An 18,374-nucleotide genomic window follows, 5' to 3' on the forward strand; every position below is an offset into this window, starting at 1 on the left:
CACCTCCCCGAGCCTTGGACCGCACCGTCGCAGCACACGGAGTCGTGGCGCCGGCGCCCTATGAGGAGCAGCAGTCTTGCGCGAGTTCAGCCTTCCGGCTTTGTACGAGGTCCCTGCGGACGGAAATCTGACCGACATCGTCCGCAGAAACGCCGCGCAGCACCCCGACGTCGCCGTCATCGCCCGCAAGGTCGGCGGTGCGTGGCAGGACGTCACCGCCGTCGCCTTCCTCGCCGAGGTGCGGGCCGCGGCGAAGGGGCTCATCGCCTCCGGTGTCCAGCCGGGCGACCGGGTGGGCCTGATGTCCCGCACCCGCTACGAGTGGACGCTGCTCGACTTCGCGATCTGGAGCGCGGGCGCCATCACCGTACCGGTGTACGAGACCAGCTCGCCGGAGCAGGTGCAGTGGATCCTCAGCGACTCCGGTGCCACCGCCTGCATCGTGGAGCTGGACGCCCACACCGCGGCCGTCGAGTCGGTGCGCGACCGGCTGCCCGCCCTCAAGCACGTCTGGCAGATCGAGGCCGGGGGCGTCGAGGAGCTGGGCCGGGCCGGCCGGGACGTCAGCGACGAGACGGTCGAGGAGCGCAGCTCGATCGCCCGGGCCGACGATCCCGCGACGATCGTCTACACCAGCGGGACCACGGGGCGCCCCAAGGGCTGTGTGCTCACCCACCGCAGCTTCTTCGCCGAGTGCGGGAACATCGTCGAGCGGCTGCGCCCCCTCTTCCGCACGGGCGAGTGCTCCGTCCTGCTGTTCCTCCCGCTCGCGCACGTCTTCGGGCGGCTGGTGCAGGTGGCCCCGATGATGGCTCCGATCAAGCTGGGCAACGTCCCCGACATCAAGAACCTCACCGACGAACTCGCCGCGTTCCGGCCGACGCTGATCCTCGGGGTGCCCCGCGTCTTCGAGAAGGTCTACAACTCGGCGCGCGCCAAGGCGCAGGCCGACGGCAAGGGGAAGATCTTCGACAAGGCGGCGGACACGGCGATCGCCTACAGCCGCGCCCTGGACACCCCGTCCGGCCCGTCCCTGGGTCTGAAGATCAAGCACAAGGCGTTCGACAAGCTCGTCTACGCCAGGCTGCGCGCGGTGCTGGGCGGCCGCGGCGAGTACGCGATCTCCGGCGGCGCCCCGCTCGGTGAGCGGCTGGGCCACTTCTTCCGCGGCATCGGCTTCACGGTCCTGGAGGGCTACGGCCTGACCGAGTCCTGTGCGGCGACCGCGTTCAACCCCTGGGACCGGCAGAAGATCGGTACGGTCGGCCAGCCGCTGCCGGGTTCCGTGATCCGCATCGCGGACGACGGCGAGGTGCTGCTGCACGGCGAGCACCTGTTCAAGGAGTACTGGAACAACGAGGCGGCGACCGCCGAGGCGCTGGCCGACGGCTGGTTCCACACCGGTGACATCGGCACCCTCGACGAGGACGGCTATCTGAGGATCACCGGCCGCAAGAAGGAGATCATCGTCACCGCGGGCGGCAAGAACGTCGCCCCGGCGGTGATAGAGGACCGCATCCGGGCGCATGCGCTGGTCCAGGAGTGCATGGTGGTGGGCGACGGGCGGCCGTTCGTGGGTGCGCTGATCACTCTCGACGAGGAGTTCCTGGAGCGCTGGGCCGCCGAGCACGGCAAGCCGGCGGGTTCCACCGCGGCGTCGCTGCGCGAGGACCCGGATCTGCTCGCGGCGGTCCAGGACGCGGTCGACGACGGCAACGCCGCGGTGTCGAAGGCGGAATCGGTGCGGAAGTTCCGCATTCTCCCCTCCCAGTTCAGCGAGGAGTCGGGCCACCTCACGCCGTCCCTGAAGCTCAAGCGCAACGTGGTGACGAAGGACTTCGCGGACGAGATCGAGGCCATCTACCGGAAGTAGCGGGCCCCACCGCCTCACGTCATGGTGCGGTGTCCTCGGCGAGGACCCGGGCCATGGTGCGTTCCGCGAGCGCGGTGATGGTGAGGAACGGGTTGACGCCGATGGAGCCGGGCACGAGGGAGCCGTCGGTGACGTACAGCCTCGGGTAGCCCTTCACACGGCCGTAGTCGTCGGTCGCCCGGCCCAGGACGCAGCCGCCGAGCGGATGGTAGGTGAAGTCGTCGGCGAACGGCTTGCTCGGGGAGCCGAAGAGGTCGTAGCGGTAGATCGTCGCGTTGGCCGCGTTGATCCGGTCGAAGAGCTTCTTCGCCATGCTCACGGACACCGCGCTCTGGGCGGCCGTCCAGCCCGGTTTCGCGGAATCCGTCGCCGGGTCGTACGAGAACGACGCGCGCTCCGGGTTCTTGGTGATCGCCAGGTAGAGGCTGATCCAGTGCTCCAGGCCCATGGGCAGCGGGGCGATCTCCGCGAAGACGGGGTTGTCGGCGTTGGCCCAGTCGTCGATGCCCAGGACGGGGATGGTGGACTCGTCGGCGCCGACGGTGTCCCAGAGGTGGTTGGCGCGGCCGAGCATCACGTTGCCGTTCGTTCCCCAGCCGGTGCCGACGCTGGCGTCGAGCGCCGGCAGGGCGCCGGTCTCCCGTGCCCGCACCAGCAGTTCGGTGGTGCCGAGGCTGCCGGCACCGAGGAAGAGGTACGTGCACGAGTACTGCCCGGTCCCGACGACCGCGCCGCCGGCGTCGATCCGGTCGGCGGTCAGCAGATACGTGCCGTCGGCCTGCCGCCGGATCTCCCGGACCCGCTCCATGGTGTTGATCGTGATGTTGCCGGTGCCGATCGCCGAGGCCAGGTAGGTCTTGTCGAGGCTGCGCTTGCCGTGGTTGTTGCCGTAGATGACCTCGCCGGCCAGCGCGGACTTGGTCACCGTGCCGGCCGCTTCCTGCTGCATGTAGCCGAAGTCGTAGACGTTGGGCACGAAGGTGGTCTTCAGACCGGCGTTCGCGGCGGCCTTCCGGGAGGTGCGGGCGAAGCGGTACCACTCCGTCGACTCGAACCAGTCGGGGTCGACGGTGTTGACGCCGAGCATGGCGCGGGCGCGCGGGAAGTAGGTGCCGTACATCTCGGTGGCGTCGACGGTGGGGAACTGTTCGCCGAAGTACGACCGGACGGGGGTGACGGCCATCCCGCCGTTGACGAGGGAGCCTCCGCCGACGCCGCGTCCCACGTACACGGACATGGCGTCGAAGTGCACCCGGTCGAGGACGCCCGGGTAGGGGCTGATGTTCTTGTTGACGACGTCCAGCCACAGGAAGGTGGCGAGCGGGGCCTCGGTGCGCGTGCGGAACCACATCGACCGCTGGTCCGGGGCCGTGGTGGAACAGAACACCGTGCCGTCGGGGCCGGCGGTGTTCCACAGGCGGCCCATCTCCAGGACGAGGGTGCGGATGCCGGCCTGGCCGAGGCGCAGGGCTGCCACGGCGCCGCCGTACCCGGAGCCGATGACGATGGCGGGGACGGATTCGACCGCGGCGGGCTCGACCGCCTGGGCGGACTGCAGACCTATGCGCGTGAATCCCAGGGCGGCCGCCGTCTGGAGGGCGGCGATGCCGAGGATATGACGTCTACTCAGGTGATGATGCGTCAGTTTTTCTGTCATGCACGCAGCATCGGCGGATTTTCGGCTTCCGCCTAGGGCGGGCGGCTAAAGCAGTTCCCTGAGCCGTTCCGCCAGCAGGTCCCAGCGCCACTTCTCCTCGACCCACCGCCGGCCCCGCTCCCCCATCCTGCGGCGCAGCTCCGGGTCGCCGAGGAGGGTGATGACACGATCCGCGGTCTCCTCCGCCGACCCGCCGCGGACCACCCAGCCCGTCTCGCCGTCCAGCACCGCGTCCGGCGCGCCGCCCGAGTCGCCGGCGACCACCGGGAGGCCCGTGGCGGACGCCTCCAGGTAGACGATGCCCAGGCCCTCGACGTCCAGGCCGCCCCGGCGGGTGCGGCACGGCATCGCGAAGACGTCGCCCGCCCCGTAGTGCGCCGGCAGCTCCGACCAGGGGACGGGGCCCGTGAAGCGGACCGCGCCCGCGACCCCGGTCTCGTGCGCGAGCCTGCGCAGGTCCCGCTCGTACGGCCCGCCCCCGACGATCAGCAGTACCGCGTCCGGCTCCTTGGCCAGGATCCGGGGCATCGCCCGGATCAGGGTGTCCTGCCCCTTGCGCGGGACCAGCCGGGACACACAGACCACCACCGGCCGGTCCGTGAGCCCCAGACGGGCCCGTACCTCGTCGCCGCCCGAGCCGGGGTGGAAGGTCTTCTCGTCGACCCCGGGCGGCAGCTGCACCATGCGTCCGGCCGCCGCGGGCGTCAGCGCGGAGGCTATCCGCGAGCGCGTGTACTCGCCCAGGTAGGTGATGGTGTCCGTGGCCTCGCCGATCCGGCGCAGCAGGCCGCGCGCCGCGGGCAGCTGGGCCCACCCCGCCTCGTGCCCGTGCGTGGTCGCCACCAGCCGCCCGGCCCCCGCCCGCCGCAGCGCCGGCGCCATCAGGCCGAGCGGCGCCGCCGCCCCGAACCACACCGACGTACAGCCGTGCTCCCGCAGCAGTCCCACCGCCTTCCGGGTGGCTCCCGGCGTGGGCAGCAGCATCGTGGTCGGGTCCCGTACGACGGGGAAGGGCTGCTCGGCGTCGAAGGCGGCCGTCGCCTCGGCGCCCTCCCTGCCGCGCTTCCAGGTGGAGGCGTAGACGACGATCCGCCCGGGGTCCAGGCGCAGCGCCATGTTGTGCAGGAACGCCTGGATGCCACCCGGGCGGGGCGGGAAGTCGTTGGTCACGATCAGCGTCTTGTGCATCGCCGTCGACAGTACCGAACCCGGTGTGCGGCCGTCCCCGCGGCCGTGCACGGCCGCGCTTCATGGCCCCGGCACGGGCTGACACGGAATCATGGCCCCTCACGGCACGAACGGGACGACACGGAAGGAACAGGGGCTCAGGTGGGCATCACGGACACACGACGGTTCCCGGTCTGGCTGCTCGTCACCTGGGGCCTGAGCAGACTGGCCCTGCTGCTCTTCGTCTTCAAGGTGCGCGCCTTCCCCGGCCCGGACGTCACCACCGACGTCTCCGTGATCTACCACGGCTGGTACGGCACCCTGCGCACCGGGGCCTTCCCGCACGACGACGTCACCTGGCAGTACCCGCCCGCCGCCGCGCTCGCGGTCCTCTCCCCCGCGCTGCTGCCCTTCCTCGACTACGCGCAGGGCTTCTACGTGCTGGCCTTCCTCGCCGACCTCGCGGTCTTCTGCCTGCTGCAGTCCGCGGGAATGCGCCCCGGCAGGACGCTGCGCGGCGCCTGGGTCTGGGCCGTCGGCGTCCCACTGCTCGGCCCGACCGTCTACGCGCGCTACGACGTGATGGTGACGGCGGTGGCGGTCGCCGCGCTGCTGGCCGGGACCCGCCACCCGCGGGTGATGGGCGCGCTCGCGGGCTTCGGCGCGCTGCTGAAGGCGTGGCCGGCGCTGCTGCTGGTGGCCGCCGTCAGGCGCCGGGCCTGGGTGTCCGCGGCGGTGGTGGCCGGGGGCCTGGCCCTGCTGTTCGGTCTGACGATGCCCGGCGCCTTCTCCTTCCTGACCTCCCAGCGCGACCGCGGCACCGAGGTCGAGTCGCTGGGCGCGCTGGTCTTCCAGGTGGCCCGGCACGCCGGCTGGAGCGGCCGGGTGGTCTTCCACTACGGCTCGGTGGAGTTCGCCGGCCCGTACGTCGACTGGGTCAGCACCGCCGCCCTGTTCCTGACCGCGAGCACCTTCGGCTGGCTGCTGCTGTGGCGGGTGAGCGTCCGGCGCATGCACGTGCACACACTCGCGGACGCGGCCTTCACGGCGGTACTGATGTCCACGGTCACCAGCAGGGTGATCAGCCCGCAGTACATGGTGTGGCTGGTCGGGCTCGCGGCCGTCTGCCTGTGCTTCCACGGCAGCCGGATGGCGCTGCCCGCGGGGCTGGTCCTGGCCGGCTGCCTCGCGACCGTCCTGGAGTTCCCCGTCTTCTTCGCGGACGTCGTCGCCGGCGACCTGCTCGGCGTCTCACTGCTGTTCCTGCGCGACGGCCTGCTGGTGCTGGCCACGGTGACCGCCGCCCGGGAGCTGTGGCTCGGCACCGTCTCGCGGCCCGCCCCTACCGTGCCGCCTCAGGCCGCCCGCACCCAGGAGACGCTGACGCCGTCCTGACGGCGCGCCAGCAGGAGCAGCGCGCCCCACTGCAGCGCCATGGAGAGGGCGAGCGCCCAGCAGATCCCGGCCGCTCCGAGCCCCGACAGCGCATACGCGAGCGGTAGCTGCACCGCCGTGCCGAGCAGCGTCACGCGCAGTACCAGGGGCGCGCCCCCACTGCCCTCGAAGACCCCTCCCAGCGCGATGAAGCAGGCCATCAGCAGCAGGTACGGGCCGATGCAGCGCAGGAAGAGCACCCCGGCCTGCACGACCGCCGGACCGGCGCCGAAGGCACGCATGAGCCACGGTGCGAACGCGCAGAGCAGCACGGCCGCCGCCAGGCCCACGGCCGCCGCAAGCAGCACCGCCTGCCGGCCGATGGCCCGCCGCTCGTCCCGGCCCGCGCCCAGGGTGTGCGCCGTGTGGATGGAGGCGGCCTGCCGCACCGCGTAGAAGGCCATGGTCGCGACGTACATCACCTTGTACGCGATCGCGTACCCGGCCACGGCCGCCACCCCGAGCCGGGCCACGATGGCGACCAGGACCAGTGCGCCGGTCTGCCGCACGGTGAAGTCCGCGGACATCGGCAGACCGGTGGTCAGCGTGTGGCGCAGGGCGGCCGCGGTGGACCGCGCGGGCGTGGTGTGCGCCGCCGTCCGCAGCAGGGCGTTGCGGCGCAGGGCGAGCATCCCCGCCGCGAGGGCGGCGCAGCGGCACAGCACCGTGGAGGCGGCGGCGCCCTGGACGCCGTAGGCGTGGATCAGCGGCGGGTCGCAGACGAGGATCAGCCCGTTGGCGAGGAGCGCCAGGCGCAGGGGGGTACGGGTGTCGCCGGTGCCCTTGAGGATGCCGTCGACGAGCTGCTGGGCGAAGAAGACGGCCGTACCCGGCAGTGAGATCGCGAAGTAGCCGACGGCCAGGGGGAGCGCGGGCCCGCCGCCGCCCAGGACCAGCCGGGCCAGGGGCTCCCGCAGCAGCAGGCCGCCGATCACGACGAACGGCACGATCACCGCGCACAGCGCCCGGCCGCCGCGTACCGCCGCCCGGACCGCGCCCGGGTCCCGGGCGCCCCGGGCGTGTGCGACCAGGACGGTCGTCCCGGAGGCGAACACCAGGGCGACGCCCAGCAGGACGTTCTCGGTGTTGGTCGCGACGGCGACCGCCGCCACCGCCGGGCCGCCGAGCCGGGAGACCCAGAAGGTGTTGACGATCCCCGCCGTGACGGAGGCGAGCAGGGAGAAGTAGACGGGGTGGGCGAGCGAGACGAGCTGTCTGCGGTGGAGGTTCACGACCGGGCTCCCTGTTTTCGAGTCACCTCGGGTTGCCTGAGCTACCTCGATTCGAGGTAACTCGAAAAGAGGTATCATGGGCCCTACGACGTCTGCAACGAGGAGCCGAACGGTGCTGGAGCTTTCGATCCTGGGTTTCCTGGCGGAGGAGCCCCTGCACGGCTATGAGCTGAAGGAGCGGATCAGGGCCCTGAGCGGTCACGTCCGCCCGGTCAGCGACGGGGCCCTCTACCCGGCGATCAGCCGCCTGGTGGCGGCGGGCAGGCTGGAGCAGCACACCGGGCCGGGTGCGGGCGCGGTCCCGCGCCGCGTCCTCTCGCTCACCGAGGAGGGCCGGACCGAGCTGCTGGAACGGCTGCGGCACCCCAGGCAGGCGGAGATCACCGACCACGTCCGCTTCAACACCGTGCTCGCCTTCCTGCGCCATCTGCCCGACCGGGAGGAGCAGGCCGCCGTCCTCCGCCGCCGCCTGGACTTCCTCCAGACCCCGGCGAGCTTCTTCCACCGCGACGGGAAGCCGCTGCGGGCCGAGGACGCCGACGACCTGTTCCGGCAGGGCATGCTGCGGGTCGCCCGGGCGACGGGCGAGGCGGAGCGGGCCTGGCTGCGGGAGGCGATCGCGCGGCTGGAGGGCTGAACCGGCCGCGGGATCAGCCCAGGTGGGCCTTCAGATAGGCCCGCCACTGCCGTGTGAACGCCTCCGGCGTCGTGCCGAGCACCCCCTTCAGCGCGGCCTCGACCGCGCCCTCCCGCCGCCGGTGGGCGCCCACGGCCCGGTAGAAGTCGTTGAGCCGGGCCTCTCCCCAGCGGTCGGCGATGAGCCGGCAGGCCATCCAGCCGCCTTCGTACGCCTGCGCCAGCCTCCCCGCGTCCCCGCTGAAGGCGAAGTCCGCGTCCGCCGGCAGCGCGGCGGGGACGCGCCCGCGGGCGACGGAGCGGTCGAGTTCGGGGGCCACCCGGGCGGGTGTGCGGCCGTCGCCGCGGTAGCCGACCCAGTCGGCGTACCCCTCGGACAGCCACAGGGGCGTCGCCGCCGTGGTGGCGGCGCGGGTGGCGACATGGGTGGTCTCGTGGCTGAGGACGATCTGTCTGCCCGAGCCGCCCAGCAGCGCGTACGCGTCGGGGTTGACGACGATCCGGTCCGCGGGCGCCCGCCCGGCGCCTCCCGCCTCACCGGTCGTGACCGCGGCGATGCCCCGGTAGCCGGACGCCGGCGCGCCGAGCAGCTCCGCCATCCCCTGCAGCGACCGCGGGACGACGACCACGACACGCCCCGGCCAGTGGGTGCCCCACGCCCCGGTCACGGCGGGTACCGCCCGGTCCGCGAGGCGCGCGTAGCCGCGCAGGACGCGCCGCGGCTGTCCCACCCCGAGGACGAGACTGTGCGTGCCGCGGACCACCTCGACGACGCCCTGTTCCCAGAGCTGCCCGGCCGCCCTCCCGGCGGGTGTGTCGGAGCTGATGTACCAGCGGCCGTCGGTACGGACCAGCCGAAGCGCCCGGGCGGTGGTGACCGGCGCCCGGTCGTAGCCCTCGACCCGGTAGCGCAGCTCGGCGTCGGCGGTGGCCCGGTCGCCGGTGCGGTGCAGGGCGGTGAGGCGGTAGGACCAGGCCGCCAGGGGCAGGGCGCGGAGGTTGTCGAACCCGGCGGCACCGGCCGCGGGCCGTCCCGCCGCGTCGCCGGTGGGGGCCTCGGTGGCCAGGAACGCGGGCCGGTCCCGGTGCAGAACGGCCGTCGCCCGCCGGTCGAGCAGCCGCTGCACGGCGGTCGTCTGGGGGTCGGGCGCCGCCGGGGCGCCGCAGCCGGCGAGCCCGGCGAGCAGCAGCACACACGCCGCCGCCACTGCCCGCACACGCCCACGCCCACGCCCAGCCACGCGCCGATCGTACGCGCAGGGCCCGCACGGCCGGGCGCCGTGGTCAGGGTCTGATGACCGACGACACCGGCATCATCCCCACCGGGTCGTAGCGCACGGCGGCCCCCGGGTGCGGCGCGTGGATGACGCGGCCTCCCCCGACGTACATCGCCACATGGCTGGCGTCGGAGCGGTAGACGACCAGGTCGCCGGGGCGGGCTCCGGACAGCGGCACCGGATGGCCGGCGTACCGCTGCTGCTGCGAGGTGCGCGGCAGTCCGACGCCCGCCCTCGCGTACGCCCACTGCATCAGGCCCGAACAGTCGAAGCCGCCCGGCCCGTTGGCACCCCACACATACGGGCGGCCGAGCGCGGAGCGTGCCGCCGCGACGGCCGCGGCGGCACGGCCGCTCGCCGGGGCGGCGGCGGAGAGGCCGGGCAGCGGCCCGCCGGAGCGGGACGCCCGCTCGTAGGCGGCGCGCTCCGCCAGCGAGAGGGAGTTGAGCAACCGCTGCGCCCTGGCGAGTTTGCGCTCGACGGTCTTCTTGTGCCGCGCCACCGCCCTGCGGCTCTTGTCCAGTTCCGCGAGCCTGTCGGCCACCTGCGCCCGCTCCTGGCCCAACTCGCGCAGCGCCGAGCGGAGTTTTCCGAGCTGCCGGGCCTGGCGGACGCCGATCCGGTCGAGCACGGCCGCCTTGTCGAGGTACTCGTCCGGGTCGTCGGAGAACAGCAGCGCGAGGGTGGGGGCCAGGCCGCCGGAGCGGTACTGGACCCCGGCGAGCGCCCCCAGCGCGTCCCGGAGAGAGTTGACGCGGTCCTGCTCCCGGGCGATGCGGTCCTGCGCCTGGCCGACCTGGCGGCGCAGCGAACCGGCGCGCTCCTCGGCCGTGTTGTACGCCTCGGTGGCCTGCTCGGCCTCCCGGTACAGCCGGTCCACCGCGGCCCGGGGGCCGTCGTACGGCGCCGCGTCCGCCGGTACGGTGCCGAGTGCCGCGGCGACGGCGGCCGCGGCGGACAGGACGGCGGCTGTGGCGCCACGGCCCCGGCCGAGGCCGGTTGGTGCAAGGCGGCGATGGGACCCCACGACCGGTCGCACTCCCTTCCGCTGAACGAACCCCCGCCGCACGGCCGGGGGAAGAACGCGGCAGACAGTAGCCGGGTGATCACTCGGGGACCAAAGAACCCCGACGCGCCCCGAAACGCGATGTCCCGCCGCTGACGCAGGTCATCGGCGGGACGCGGGGTCAGCGGGAGCCGCTGGAATTCGCCCGTTCGGGCGGGCGGAGAAGCCGCGGGGGGAACGTCAGATGCGGACGCCGAACTGGAAGGGCATGTTGCCGATCGACTCATAGCGCACGACGGTTCCGGTGCGCGGGGCGTGCAGCACCTGGCCGTTGCCCGCGTACAGGCCCACGTGGTGCAGATCGCCGTAGAAGAGGACCAGGTCGCCGACCTTGAGGTCGCTGGTGCTGTAGATGCGGGTGCCGGCGTTGGCCTGCGCCTGCGATGTGCGCGGTATGGAGACGCCGGCCTGCGCGTAGGCCCAGGAGGTCAGGCCCGAGCAGTCGAACGAGGAGGGGCCGGAGGCGCCGTAGACGTAGGGCGAGCCTATCTTGCTCTGCGCGGCGGAGAACGCGGCGGCGGCCCGGCCGGAGGCGGCGCTGCTGGAGCCGTTGAGGACGCTGCGCTCGCTGGCGCGGCTGGCGCGCGCGTCCTGCGCGGCCAGGGCCGCGCGCTCCGCGGCGGTCAGGCTGTTGAGGAGCTTCTGCGCCTCGGCGAGCTTCCCCTGGACTTCCTTCTTCTTCTTGCCGAGTTCGGTGCGGGTGTCGGCGAGGTCCTTGAGCTTGTCGGAGGCTTCCTTGCGCTCCTGGGCCAGCTCGCGCTGCTTCTCCTGGATCTTCTTCAGCGCCTCGACCTGCTGGCTGCTCAACTGGTCGAGCGTGGACGCCTTGTCGAGGAAGTCGTCCGGGTTCGAGGAGAGGAAGAGCTGCACGGAGGGGTCGATGCTGCCGGTGCGGTACTGGGCGCTGGCCATCGTGCCGATGCCGTCGCGCAGCTGGTTGAGCTCGTCCTGACCGCGGGCGACCTTGTCCTGCAGGGTGGAGATCTGCTTCTCCAGCTTCTCCTGCTTCTCCTTGGCCCCGTTGTACTTCTCGGTGGCCTTCTCCGCCTCTTCGTAGAGCTTGTCGACCTTGGACTTGACCTCGTCCTTGCTCGGCTTCGCGCTGGGGGCGGCGCTGGCGGCCTGGGCGCTGAGCGCCACGGCGGCGGCGGCGACGCTGGTGAGCACGGTCACACGTGCGCGGTTCGGCTGCTTGGGTCGACGGTGGGACGCCACGGAGGCGAGCTCCTTCTTCCTCCAGCCGCCTACCGACACGCCGGTGGGCGGTGTCCCTCCGCCGTCACTCCCGATGAGTGATCACCCGAGCGGAGGTTCGAGGCCAGACCCTAGTGACCTTCTTGTGATCAGTTCAAATCCCCACGGCAAAAAACTCCGCCGCGACGTGCATTCTTTGCATTCGACTCACATGCAGTGATGTGCGCTTGACCCTATGTTGCGTGAAGGTTTCGCCAATTCGGGCATCCCCGACGGACGTTGCGCTTGGTGTTTTCGGTACGCATGGGGCGTACCGGTGTGTGGGTCCCGGCGACGCCGCACCCGGGGGCAGCCGGCGCCGTCAGCCGCGGGACAGACGCTTCAGCAGCATCGCGGACGCGACCGGCCGCGCGCCCGCCTTGGCGGTCCCGTCGGCCACCTCACGGTCGGTGGAAGCGACGATGACCGGCCGGCCCGGCGGCTCCGCGCGCACCAGCTGCCGGATCAGCTCGTCGGCGGTGACGCCCGGCTTGGAGAACAGCACCCGCACCCCGCGCGGCGGCGCGAGCAGTACGGGCGCGGCCAGTTCGGCCCCGTCGAAGACGCAGGTGACCTCGGCGCCGGTCTGCGCGGCGAGCTGCGAGAGCTGCCCGAGGAGCCTGAGCCGCTGCTTCTCCAGCGGCATCTGCGGATAGCCGGTCTTGGTCACGTTGTAGCCGTCGACGACCAGATGCGCCTGCGGCAGCGCGAGCAACTGGTCCAGGATCGCGGGATCGTGCTCGGACAGGGCGCGGGCGGCGATGTCCTTGGGGGTCATACGTCCCGGTTCGACCGCGTCCACGGTCTGAGCCGGCCGCATCGACACCGGGGGCAGCGCAAGCTCCCGCCGCAGCCCCTGTGCCGCCTCCAGCACCGTGTCGAGCAGCAGCCGTACCCGCATGTCCTCGACGCTGCGCCCCTCACGCGCCGCCCTGCGGGTGGCCTCCAGGGCCGCCTCCGCCTCGCCGAGGCGCGCCTTGAGCCGGCGGTTCTCGCCCTCGGCCGCGGACATCTGCGCCTGGCCCTCGGCGCGCACGGCCTCGATCTCCCCCTGCACCTTGCGCAGGGCGGCCTCGCCGCGCTTGACGTCGCTGAGGGCGGCACGCAGCTTGCGCTGGAGCGATTCGGCCTCCTTGCGCACCGAGTCGAGCTCCACGCGCAGCCGCTCGGTCTCGGCGCGGGTCTGGTCGCGCGCGGCGGCCAGCTCCCCGCGCAGCCGCTCCAGCTCGGCCCGGCTCTCCTCGTCGGCACGCTCGGCGTCCGCGCGCTGGGCCTCCTCGCCGGCGGCGGTCACCAGCTTCACCCAGCCCGGCGGGCGCAGTACGTAGGCCGCGGCCGCCACGTCGAGCGGGTCCGCGGCCGGGGGCGGTGAGCCGGAGTCGAGGGCGCCGGCGAGCTCCGGCTGGGACTCTCTGAGCCGTTCCGCGATGCGCTGCCGGAACAGCGCGTCCGTCTCCAGGGCCGCCGCCATGGCGTTGCCGGCGAACTTCGCCCGGCGGTTGGGGGCGAACCGGGCGTACTGCCGCAGCTGCGGGGGCAGGTCGCCGAGGGTCAGGCCGCCGAATCCGTCGGACACGATCTGCACGACCCGGCGGCGCACACCCTCGGGCAGCGGACGGTCGAGCACCTCAGCGGTGCCGTCGGCCGACTCCCCGCCCGTGGTCTCCACCATCCGTCACCCCAATGCCTGTGCGGGACCGCCTCCCTCAGGAGCCGGCACCCGGCCTGTCCACGAGCTCCACCTGGTCCACGGCGTTGCACCAGCGGCAACGCACCGACTCGATGGTCTCACTGACCACCTCGCGCTCCTCGACCGTCGGCTCTCCGGCCAGATCCAGGTGCACGTACTCGACGACCTTCGACGAGCGGGTCACGTCGAACCGCGTCAGGTTGCCGCAGAGCGTGCAGCGCCAGCGGGTCTTCTCCGTCGGCAGGGGAACCGTCATCGTGGCTGCTCTTCCTTCTTCCAGTCTCCGTGATGCGCCAGTTTCCCTGGAGCGTGTGGCTCGTAACCCTACGGCCTGGCGGGTACCCGCCGCCCGCCCGTACCCCGCGGCGAGGCACTCTGTGCGGATCGGTCCCGTTACGCCATGCTCTGTTCCATGATCAGCACCTGGAGCAGGGCGGCCGCCCGAGCGCTGCGGGGCCAGCCGGCACCGGTGACCTACGGACTGATCGCCCTGTGCTGCCTGATCTTCCTGCTCGGGCCGGCCTCGGGACTGAACCCGGCGTACGGGTCCGGGGACGCGCTGTCGGCCGCGCAGCGGGCCTATTTCGCCCGCTGGGGCGTGGTGCCGGTCGAGCTGTTCGGCGGGGCGCCGCGGACCGCGCTCACCCCCGCGACGGCGCTGTTCGTGCACGGAAGCTGGGTACATCTGCTGGGCAACATGCTCTTCCTCTACGTCTTCGGGGCGATGGCCGAGGAGCGGATGGGCCATGTGGAGTTCGCCCTGTTCTACGCGGGCTGCGGCTATCTCGCCCTGCTCGGCTACGCCGCCGCCAACGCCGGGTCGGCGCAGACGCTGGTGGGGGCGTCCGGGGCGATCTCCGCGGTCCTCGGCGCCTTTCTGTTCCTGTTCCCCAAGGCCCGGGTGACCAGTCTCTTCCCGTTCCTGCTCTTCCTGCCGCTGCGCTTTCCCGCCTGGGTGGTGCTGCCCTTCTGGGCGACCCTGCAGTGGATGGCGGCGGGCCGTACCACGCACGGACCCGGGGTGGCCTACCTGGCCCACCTGGTGGGCTTCTCCCTGGGATTCGTCTACGCCTGGGTGCGCTACGGGCGTACGAGTAGGGTGAAACCCCCTGCCCAGGCCCCCGAGGGAGAAAACCAGCCGTGATCACCGCGATCGTGCTCATCAAGACAAGCGTGGACCGGATCCCCGAGATCGCCGAGTCGATCGCCGCCCTGGACTGCGTCAGCGAGGTCTTCTCCGTGACCGGTACGTACGACCTCGTCGCCATGGTCCGGGTCAAGGCCCACGACGACCTGGCGGACGTCATCCCCGGCCGGATCAGCAAGATCCCGGGCGTGCTGGCCACGGACACCCACGTCGCCTTCCGTACGTACTCACAGCACGACCTGGAGGCGGCGTTCGCGATCGGCCTCGACAACTAGGCGCTCCGCTGGAAGTCCCGGGGCGCCGCCGAACCGCACCGGACGTCGCGGACGAGCCGTCCCACCGCGTGGAGGAAGCGCTCCACGTGCTCGTCGGGGGTGCCCGCGCCGAAGCTGACGCGGATCGCGTCGAGAGGCCGGTCGCCAGGGGTGCCGCCGGGGGCGCCGCACGCGTGCCCGCTCCGCGGATCGCCGCCGACCAGGATGCGCACCAGCGGGTGGGCGCAGAACAGACCGTCGCGGACGCCGATGCCGTACTCGGCGGAGAGCGCGGCGGCGAAGCGGGAGCTGTTCCAGCCCTCGACGACGAAGGAGATGACCCCGACCCGCGGCGCGTCGTCGCCGAACAGGGACAGGATCCTGACCCCGGGGACCTCGGCGAGCCCCTCGCGGACCGTGCGGACCAGGTGCTGCTCGCGGGCGACGAGGGTGTCGAAGCCGGCCTCGGTGAGCGCCCTGCAGGCGGAGGCGATGGCATGGGCGCCGATGACGTTGGGTGATCCGGCCTCGTGCCGCGCGGCGCCCTCGTGCCACTCGACGTCCACACCCCCGTCGGCGCGCCGGGTGACACTGCGGCTGGCGCCGCCGCCCGCGAGGTAGGGCTCGGCCTGCCGCAGCCAGTCGGCGCGGCCGGCCAGGACGCCCGAGCCGAAGGGGGCGTACAGCTTGTGGCCGGAGAAGGCGACCCAGTCGACGTCGAGGTCGCGGACGGACACCGGGTGGTGCGGGGCGAGCTGGGCGGCGTCCAGCGCGATCCGCGCGCCGTGCGCGTGGGCGGCCGCGGCGAGTTCGCGTACCGGCCACAGCTCGCCGGTGACGTTGGAGGCGCCGGTGACGCAGACGAGGGCCTCGTCGTGCGGGGAGCGGTCCGCGAGGGCGCGCTCCAGGGTCGCGACGGCCTGCCGCGGGGTGCGCGGGGCGTCGAGGAAGGTGACCGGGGCGTTCCGCCACGGCAGCAGGGAGGCGTGGTGCTCGGTCTCGAAGACGAAGACCCGGCAGCCGGCCGGGAGGGCGGCGGCGAGCAGGTTGAGGGAGTCGGTGGTGGACCGGGTGAAGATCACCTGGTCGTCCTCGCGGCAGTCGAGGAACCCGGCGACGGTCCTGCGGGCGTTCTCGAAGAGGTCGGTGGACAGCCGCGACAGATACCCGGCGCCGCGGTGGACACTGCCGTAGTACGGCGCGTACGCCGCCACGTCGTCCCACACCCGCCGCAGTGCCGGTGCGCTGGCCGCGTAGTCGAGCGCGGCGTAGGCGACCTCACCGCCCGTGACGAGCGGGACGGTGACGTCGCCGCCCAGAACGGGCAGCGGGGTGCGGACGGAAGGGCGGACGGAAGGGGCGACGGCAACGGTGGAGACGGACATGGGTGCACTCCCGTGAGGCAGGTGGAATCGCCGTGCCGGGCGGCACGCCGGAGGGCGCGCGTCAGCGTCGGCGGCACGGAGAAGGGTGAGAAGGAGGATGCGGAGGCGGGGCTCTGCGGCCCTAGCGCATTCGCTTGCTCACGGAAAGGCTCCCTCGAACGACCAGGACCCCTGGTGAGGCGAGGGGTCCGCGCTTGCCGCAGACCTCGCTGCCTGCGGCCTGGTCTTCACCCGGGGCACCCCGCCACGGACGGAGGGTTGCCGGACAGCCGGCCGGGGCCGAATGACTGTCACTCATGACCTGGCCGGGACACTACGGGACGTGACCGTCCGACCGCAATGTCTGTCCGGATACCGGGACGGTCACCGGCGCCCGCGCCCGCCTCACCGCACGGGGCGCCTGCGCGAGCGGGACCAGCGCGCACCGAGCAGCACGAAGTCGGCCACGAGGACCACGATGCCGATGATCAGAAGGTAGAAGAGCCCCTTGACGACCGCGCCCACGAGCCCCAGCGCGATCGCCACGAGGATCAGGAACAGGAACAGCGCCATGAGCGACCACATCCTCCGGCGGTACCGCGCCCGAAGCGCCGTTCAGCGGCGCGCCAGGCGGCGTCCCCGGTCGGCTCCGGGTTCGTAGGGCTTGTCGTAGTGCTGGTAGACCTCGGCCTCCCGCTCGACCGGGAGGACGTCGTCCACGCCCATGGACGGCGCCTTCCTCACCAGCCCCCTGGAGTGCGCCACCTTCACATAGCCCGGCCCCAGGGTCGCCTCGTCGAGGGGGACGAAGACGAGCTTGTGGCGGGTGGGCAGTCCGGTGCGGACGGTGGCCATGGCCGGAGAATCGGTGGCGGTGTCCACGTAGACGGCCTCCAGGGCCCCGATCCTGCGGCCCTTGGGGTCGATCACATCCTGATTGCGCCATTCGCGGATATCGGCTGAGTGAATCATGCCTCGCTCCTTGCGACCGGCCGGTCTCCCATGGGCGTTCCGGCCGGCGCGGGCGTGACCGGCGGGGACCGCCACGCGTTCACTGTACTCCGGCCGCATCCCCGTCGCGCGTTTGACCTGGCCTTTTACCACCCGGACGGCCGCTTCCCCACCGCGGTGCGGCAGCAACCCCCGGCCCCGCGGGCGCTACGCGTTGCTGACCGCCACCCACCGGTCCAGGACCCGCTTGGCCGCCCCGGAGTCGATCGACACCGCCGCCTTCTCCATGCCCGCCCGGATCCGGTCCGCGAGCGGACCCTCCCCGGGATCCAGCGCCACCAGGGCCGCCGCCGAGTTCAGCAGCACCGCATCGCGCACCGGCCCCGTCTCGCCCTCCAGCAGCCGGCGCGCGACATCGGCGTTGTACGACGCGTCGGCGCCCCTCAGCGCCTCCACCGGGACCAGCTCGATGCCGACGTCCCGGGGGTCGAAGGACTCCTCGGTGACCTTGCCGTCACGCACGATCCACACCCGGGACGTCGACGTGGTCGTCAGCTCGTCCAGGCCGTCGTCGCCCCGGAAGACCAGGGACGAGTTCCCGCGCTCCGCGAAGACCCCGGCCATGATCGGCGCCATTCTCGGATCGGCGACGCCGATCGCCTGCGTCTTCACCCGGGCCGGGTTCGTCAGCGGACCGAGGAAGTTGAACACCGTCCGGATGCCGAGCTGCCCGCGTGCCGCGGCCACGTGCCGCAGCGCCGGGTGGAACTTCACGGCGAAGCAGAAGGTGATCCCCGCCTCCTCGGCCACTTCCGCCACCCGCTGCGGCGTCAGCTCCAGATTGACCCCGAGCTTCTCCAGCACGTCCGAGGCCCCGGAGGCGGAGGACGCGGCCCGGTTGCCGTGCTTGACGACCTTCGCGCCCGTGCCCGCGACCACGATCGACGACATCGTGGAGATGTTCACGGTCCTGGCGCCGTCGCCGCCCGTGCCGACGATGTCGACCGTCCGTCCCGGCACCTCGATCACATTCGCGTGCTCGTACATCGCACGCACGAGTCCGGTGATCTCCTCGACCGTCTCGCCCTTCGCCCGCAGGGCGACCGCGAACCCGGCGATCTGGGCGTCCGTCGCCTCGCCGCGCATGATCCGGTCCATCGCCCAGGCCGTGTCGTCCGCACTCTGGTCGCGGCCGTCGAGCAGCCCGTTCAGCACCTGGGGCCAGGAACGGCCCGCCGCGGTGTCGCCTCCAGCGGGGTGCACAGCGCTCATAAGCCGCTCCTGGGTCATGTCCCGAAGAAGGGGACTGGGTTCTCCGCCGGACCCCCGCCGTGCCGCGGACGGGTCCTCGTCCCCCGTTCGGGGACAGCTCCACCCTATCCACCCCGGGGCA

At 72.6% G+C, this 18,374-nt stretch carries 17 protein-coding genes and 1 riboswitch; of the genes, 5 read left to right on the forward strand and 12 right to left on the reverse strand.

Annotated features, from left to right (window positions below; translation table 11 throughout):
- The first annotated feature begins 76 nt into the window (after nt 1-76).
- Entirely contained in the window at nt 77-1,873 is a 1,797-nt protein-coding gene (locus tag ACZ79I_RS10005; RefSeq protein ID WP_471496167.1) for an AMP-dependent synthetase/ligase, read from the forward strand.
- Between the two features lie 19 nt (nt 1,874-1,892).
- Here the strand turns inward: ACZ79I_RS10005 and ACZ79I_RS10010 are convergent, their stop codons facing one another.
- Together ACZ79I_RS10010 and ACZ79I_RS10015 are read right to left on the reverse strand one after the other, a co-directional pair.
- Nucleotides 1,893-3,530, reverse strand: a complete 1,638-nt coding sequence (locus tag ACZ79I_RS10010) for a GMC oxidoreductase (protein ID WP_471496169.1) — start codon at nt 3,528-3,530, stop codon at nt 1,893-1,895.
- 45 nt (nt 3,531-3,575) lie between these two features.
- Nucleotides 3,576-4,718: a glycosyltransferase family 4 protein gene (locus ACZ79I_RS10015; protein ID WP_471496171.1), complete on the reverse strand. Its 1,143-nt coding sequence runs from the start codon at nt 4,716-4,718 to the stop codon at nt 3,576-3,578.
- A 141-nt stretch (nt 4,719-4,859) separates the two neighbouring features.
- Here ACZ79I_RS10015 and ACZ79I_RS10020 point away from each other — a divergent pair, with 141 nt between their 5' ends.
- Complete coding sequence (locus ACZ79I_RS10020; protein ID WP_471496173.1) at nt 4,860-6,092, forward strand: glycosyltransferase 87 family protein; 1,233 nt, start codon at nt 4,860-4,862, stop codon at nt 6,090-6,092.
- On the opposite strand, the gene ACZ79I_RS10025 is transcribed toward ACZ79I_RS10020, so the two are convergent.
- Nucleotides 6,053-7,363: an MATE family efflux transporter gene (locus ACZ79I_RS10025; protein WP_471496175.1), complete on the reverse strand. Its 1,311-nt coding sequence runs from the start codon at nt 7,361-7,363 to the stop codon at nt 6,053-6,055. The two genes, ACZ79I_RS10020 and ACZ79I_RS10025, sit on opposite strands and share 40 nt — an antisense overlap.
- 112 nt (nt 7,364-7,475) lie before the next feature.
- Between ACZ79I_RS10025 and ACZ79I_RS10030 the strand changes: the two genes are divergently transcribed.
- Nucleotides 7,476-8,000 carry a PadR family transcriptional regulator gene (locus ACZ79I_RS10030; RefSeq protein ID WP_471496177.1) on the forward strand — a complete coding sequence of 175 codons (525 nt, stop codon included), beginning with the start codon at nt 7,476-7,478 and terminating at the stop codon, nt 7,998-8,000.
- Nucleotides 8,001-8,013: 13 nt separating this feature from the next.
- Here ACZ79I_RS10030 and ACZ79I_RS10035 read toward each other — a convergent pair whose 3' ends face one another.
- The 5 genes from ACZ79I_RS10035 to ACZ79I_RS10055 all read right to left on the reverse strand — a co-directional run bounded on the left by ACZ79I_RS10035 (nt 8,014) and on the right by ACZ79I_RS10055 (nt 13,521).
- A complete protein-coding gene (locus tag ACZ79I_RS10035) occupies nt 8,014-9,240 on the reverse strand; it encodes a hypothetical protein (RefSeq protein WP_471496179.1) in 1,227 nt (408 codons plus the stop codon).
- Between the two features lie 43 nt (nt 9,241-9,283).
- Complete coding sequence (locus ACZ79I_RS10040; RefSeq protein ID WP_471496181.1) at nt 9,284-10,303, reverse strand: C40 family peptidase; 1,020 nt, start codon at nt 10,301-10,303, stop codon at nt 9,284-9,286.
- A gap of 219 nt (nt 10,304-10,522) precedes the next feature.
- Nucleotides 10,523-11,557 (reverse strand): C40 family peptidase, encoded by a 1,035-nt coding sequence (locus ACZ79I_RS10045; protein WP_471496183.1) that lies wholly within the window; start codon nt 11,555-11,557, stop codon nt 10,523-10,525.
- 340 nt (nt 11,558-11,897) lie between these two features.
- Nucleotides 11,898-13,247 (reverse strand): NYN domain-containing protein, encoded by a 1,350-nt coding sequence (locus ACZ79I_RS10050; protein WP_471496185.1) that lies wholly within the window; start codon nt 13,245-13,247, stop codon nt 11,898-11,900.
- A 34-nt stretch (nt 13,248-13,281) separates the two neighbouring features.
- Nucleotides 13,282-13,521, reverse strand: coding sequence for a hypothetical protein (locus tag ACZ79I_RS10055; protein ID WP_381080765.1), 240 nt, complete (start codon nt 13,519-13,521; stop codon nt 13,282-13,284).
- Nucleotides 13,522-13,677: 156 nt separating this feature from the next.
- Here ACZ79I_RS10055 and ACZ79I_RS10060 point away from each other — a divergent pair, with 156 nt between their 5' ends.
- Nucleotides 13,678-14,409, forward strand: coding sequence for a rhomboid family intramembrane serine protease (locus ACZ79I_RS10060; protein ID WP_471496187.1), 732 nt, complete (start codon nt 13,678-13,680; stop codon nt 14,407-14,409).
- Complete coding sequence (locus ACZ79I_RS10065; protein ID WP_381080769.1) at nt 14,406-14,687, forward strand: Lrp/AsnC family transcriptional regulator; 282 nt, start codon at nt 14,406-14,408, stop codon at nt 14,685-14,687. The genes ACZ79I_RS10060 and ACZ79I_RS10065 overlap by 4 nt, the downstream gene beginning before the upstream one ends.
- On the opposite strand, the gene ACZ79I_RS10070 is transcribed toward ACZ79I_RS10065, so the two are convergent.
- The 4 genes from ACZ79I_RS10070 to trpD all read right to left on the reverse strand — a co-directional run bounded on the left by ACZ79I_RS10070 (nt 14,684) and on the right by trpD (nt 18,253).
- The gene (locus ACZ79I_RS10070; RefSeq protein WP_471496189.1) at nt 14,684-16,051 is read right to left on the reverse strand and encodes an aminotransferase class V-fold PLP-dependent enzyme; all 1,368 of its coding nucleotides are present in this window, start codon (nt 16,049-16,051) and stop codon (nt 14,684-14,686) included. The two genes, ACZ79I_RS10065 and ACZ79I_RS10070, sit on opposite strands and share 4 nt — an antisense overlap.
- Before the next feature lie 185 nt (nt 16,052-16,236).
- Nucleotides 16,237-16,353: riboswitch (SAM riboswitch) on the reverse strand.
- An 82-nt stretch (nt 16,354-16,435) separates the two neighbouring features.
- Nucleotides 16,436-16,603 (reverse strand): hypothetical protein, encoded by a 168-nt coding sequence (locus ACZ79I_RS10075; RefSeq protein WP_471496191.1) that lies wholly within the window; start codon nt 16,601-16,603, stop codon nt 16,436-16,438.
- A 42-nt stretch (nt 16,604-16,645) separates the two neighbouring features.
- A complete protein-coding gene (locus ACZ79I_RS10080) occupies nt 16,646-17,002 on the reverse strand; it encodes a PRC-barrel domain-containing protein (RefSeq protein ID WP_471496193.1) in 357 nt (118 codons plus the stop codon).
- A gap of 186 nt (nt 17,003-17,188) precedes the next feature.
- The gene (trpD, locus tag ACZ79I_RS10085) at nt 17,189-18,253 is read right to left on the reverse strand and encodes an anthranilate phosphoribosyltransferase (protein WP_471496195.1); all 1,065 of its coding nucleotides are present in this window, start codon (nt 18,251-18,253) and stop codon (nt 17,189-17,191) included.
- Nucleotides 18,254-18,374: the final 121 nt, after the last annotated feature.

The sequence above is a fragment of the Streptomyces sp. PSU-S4-23 genome, assembly GCF_055632315.1.

What these genes read in the sequence shown, in the direction of transcription:
- ACZ79I_RS10010 (WP_471496169.1), bottom strand. Translation starts at nt 3,530, where the DNA reads ATGACAGAAAAACTGACGCATCATCACCTGAGTAGACGTCATATCCTC.
- ACZ79I_RS10015 (WP_471496171.1), bottom strand. Translation starts at nt 4,718, where the DNA reads ATGCACAAGACGCTGATCGTGACCAACGACTTCCCGCCCCGCCCGGGT.
- ACZ79I_RS10050 (WP_471496185.1), bottom strand. Translation starts at nt 13,247, where the DNA reads ATGGTGGAGACCACGGGCGGGGAGTCGGCCGACGGCACCGCTGAGGTG.
- ACZ79I_RS10055 (WP_381080765.1), bottom strand. Translation starts at nt 13,521, where the DNA reads ATGACGGTTCCCCTGCCGACGGAGAAGACCCGCTGGCGCTGCACGCTC.
- ACZ79I_RS10060 (WP_471496187.1), top strand. Translation starts at nt 13,678, where the DNA reads ATGATCAGCACCTGGAGCAGGGCGGCCGCCCGAGCGCTGCGGGGCCAG.
- ACZ79I_RS10070 (WP_471496189.1), bottom strand. Translation starts at nt 16,051, where the DNA reads ATGTCCGTCTCCACCGTTGCCGTCGCCCCTTCCGTCCGCCCTTCCGTC.
- ACZ79I_RS10075 (WP_471496191.1), bottom strand. Translation starts at nt 16,603, where the DNA reads ATGGCGCTGTTCCTGTTCCTGATCCTCGTGGCGATCGCGCTGGGGCTC.
- ACZ79I_RS10080 (WP_471496193.1), bottom strand. Translation starts at nt 17,002, where the DNA reads ATGATTCACTCAGCCGATATCCGCGAATGGCGCAATCAGGATGTGATC.
- trpD (WP_471496195.1), bottom strand. Translation starts at nt 18,253, where the DNA reads ATGAGCGCTGTGCACCCCGCTGGAGGCGACACCGCGGCGGGCCGTTCC.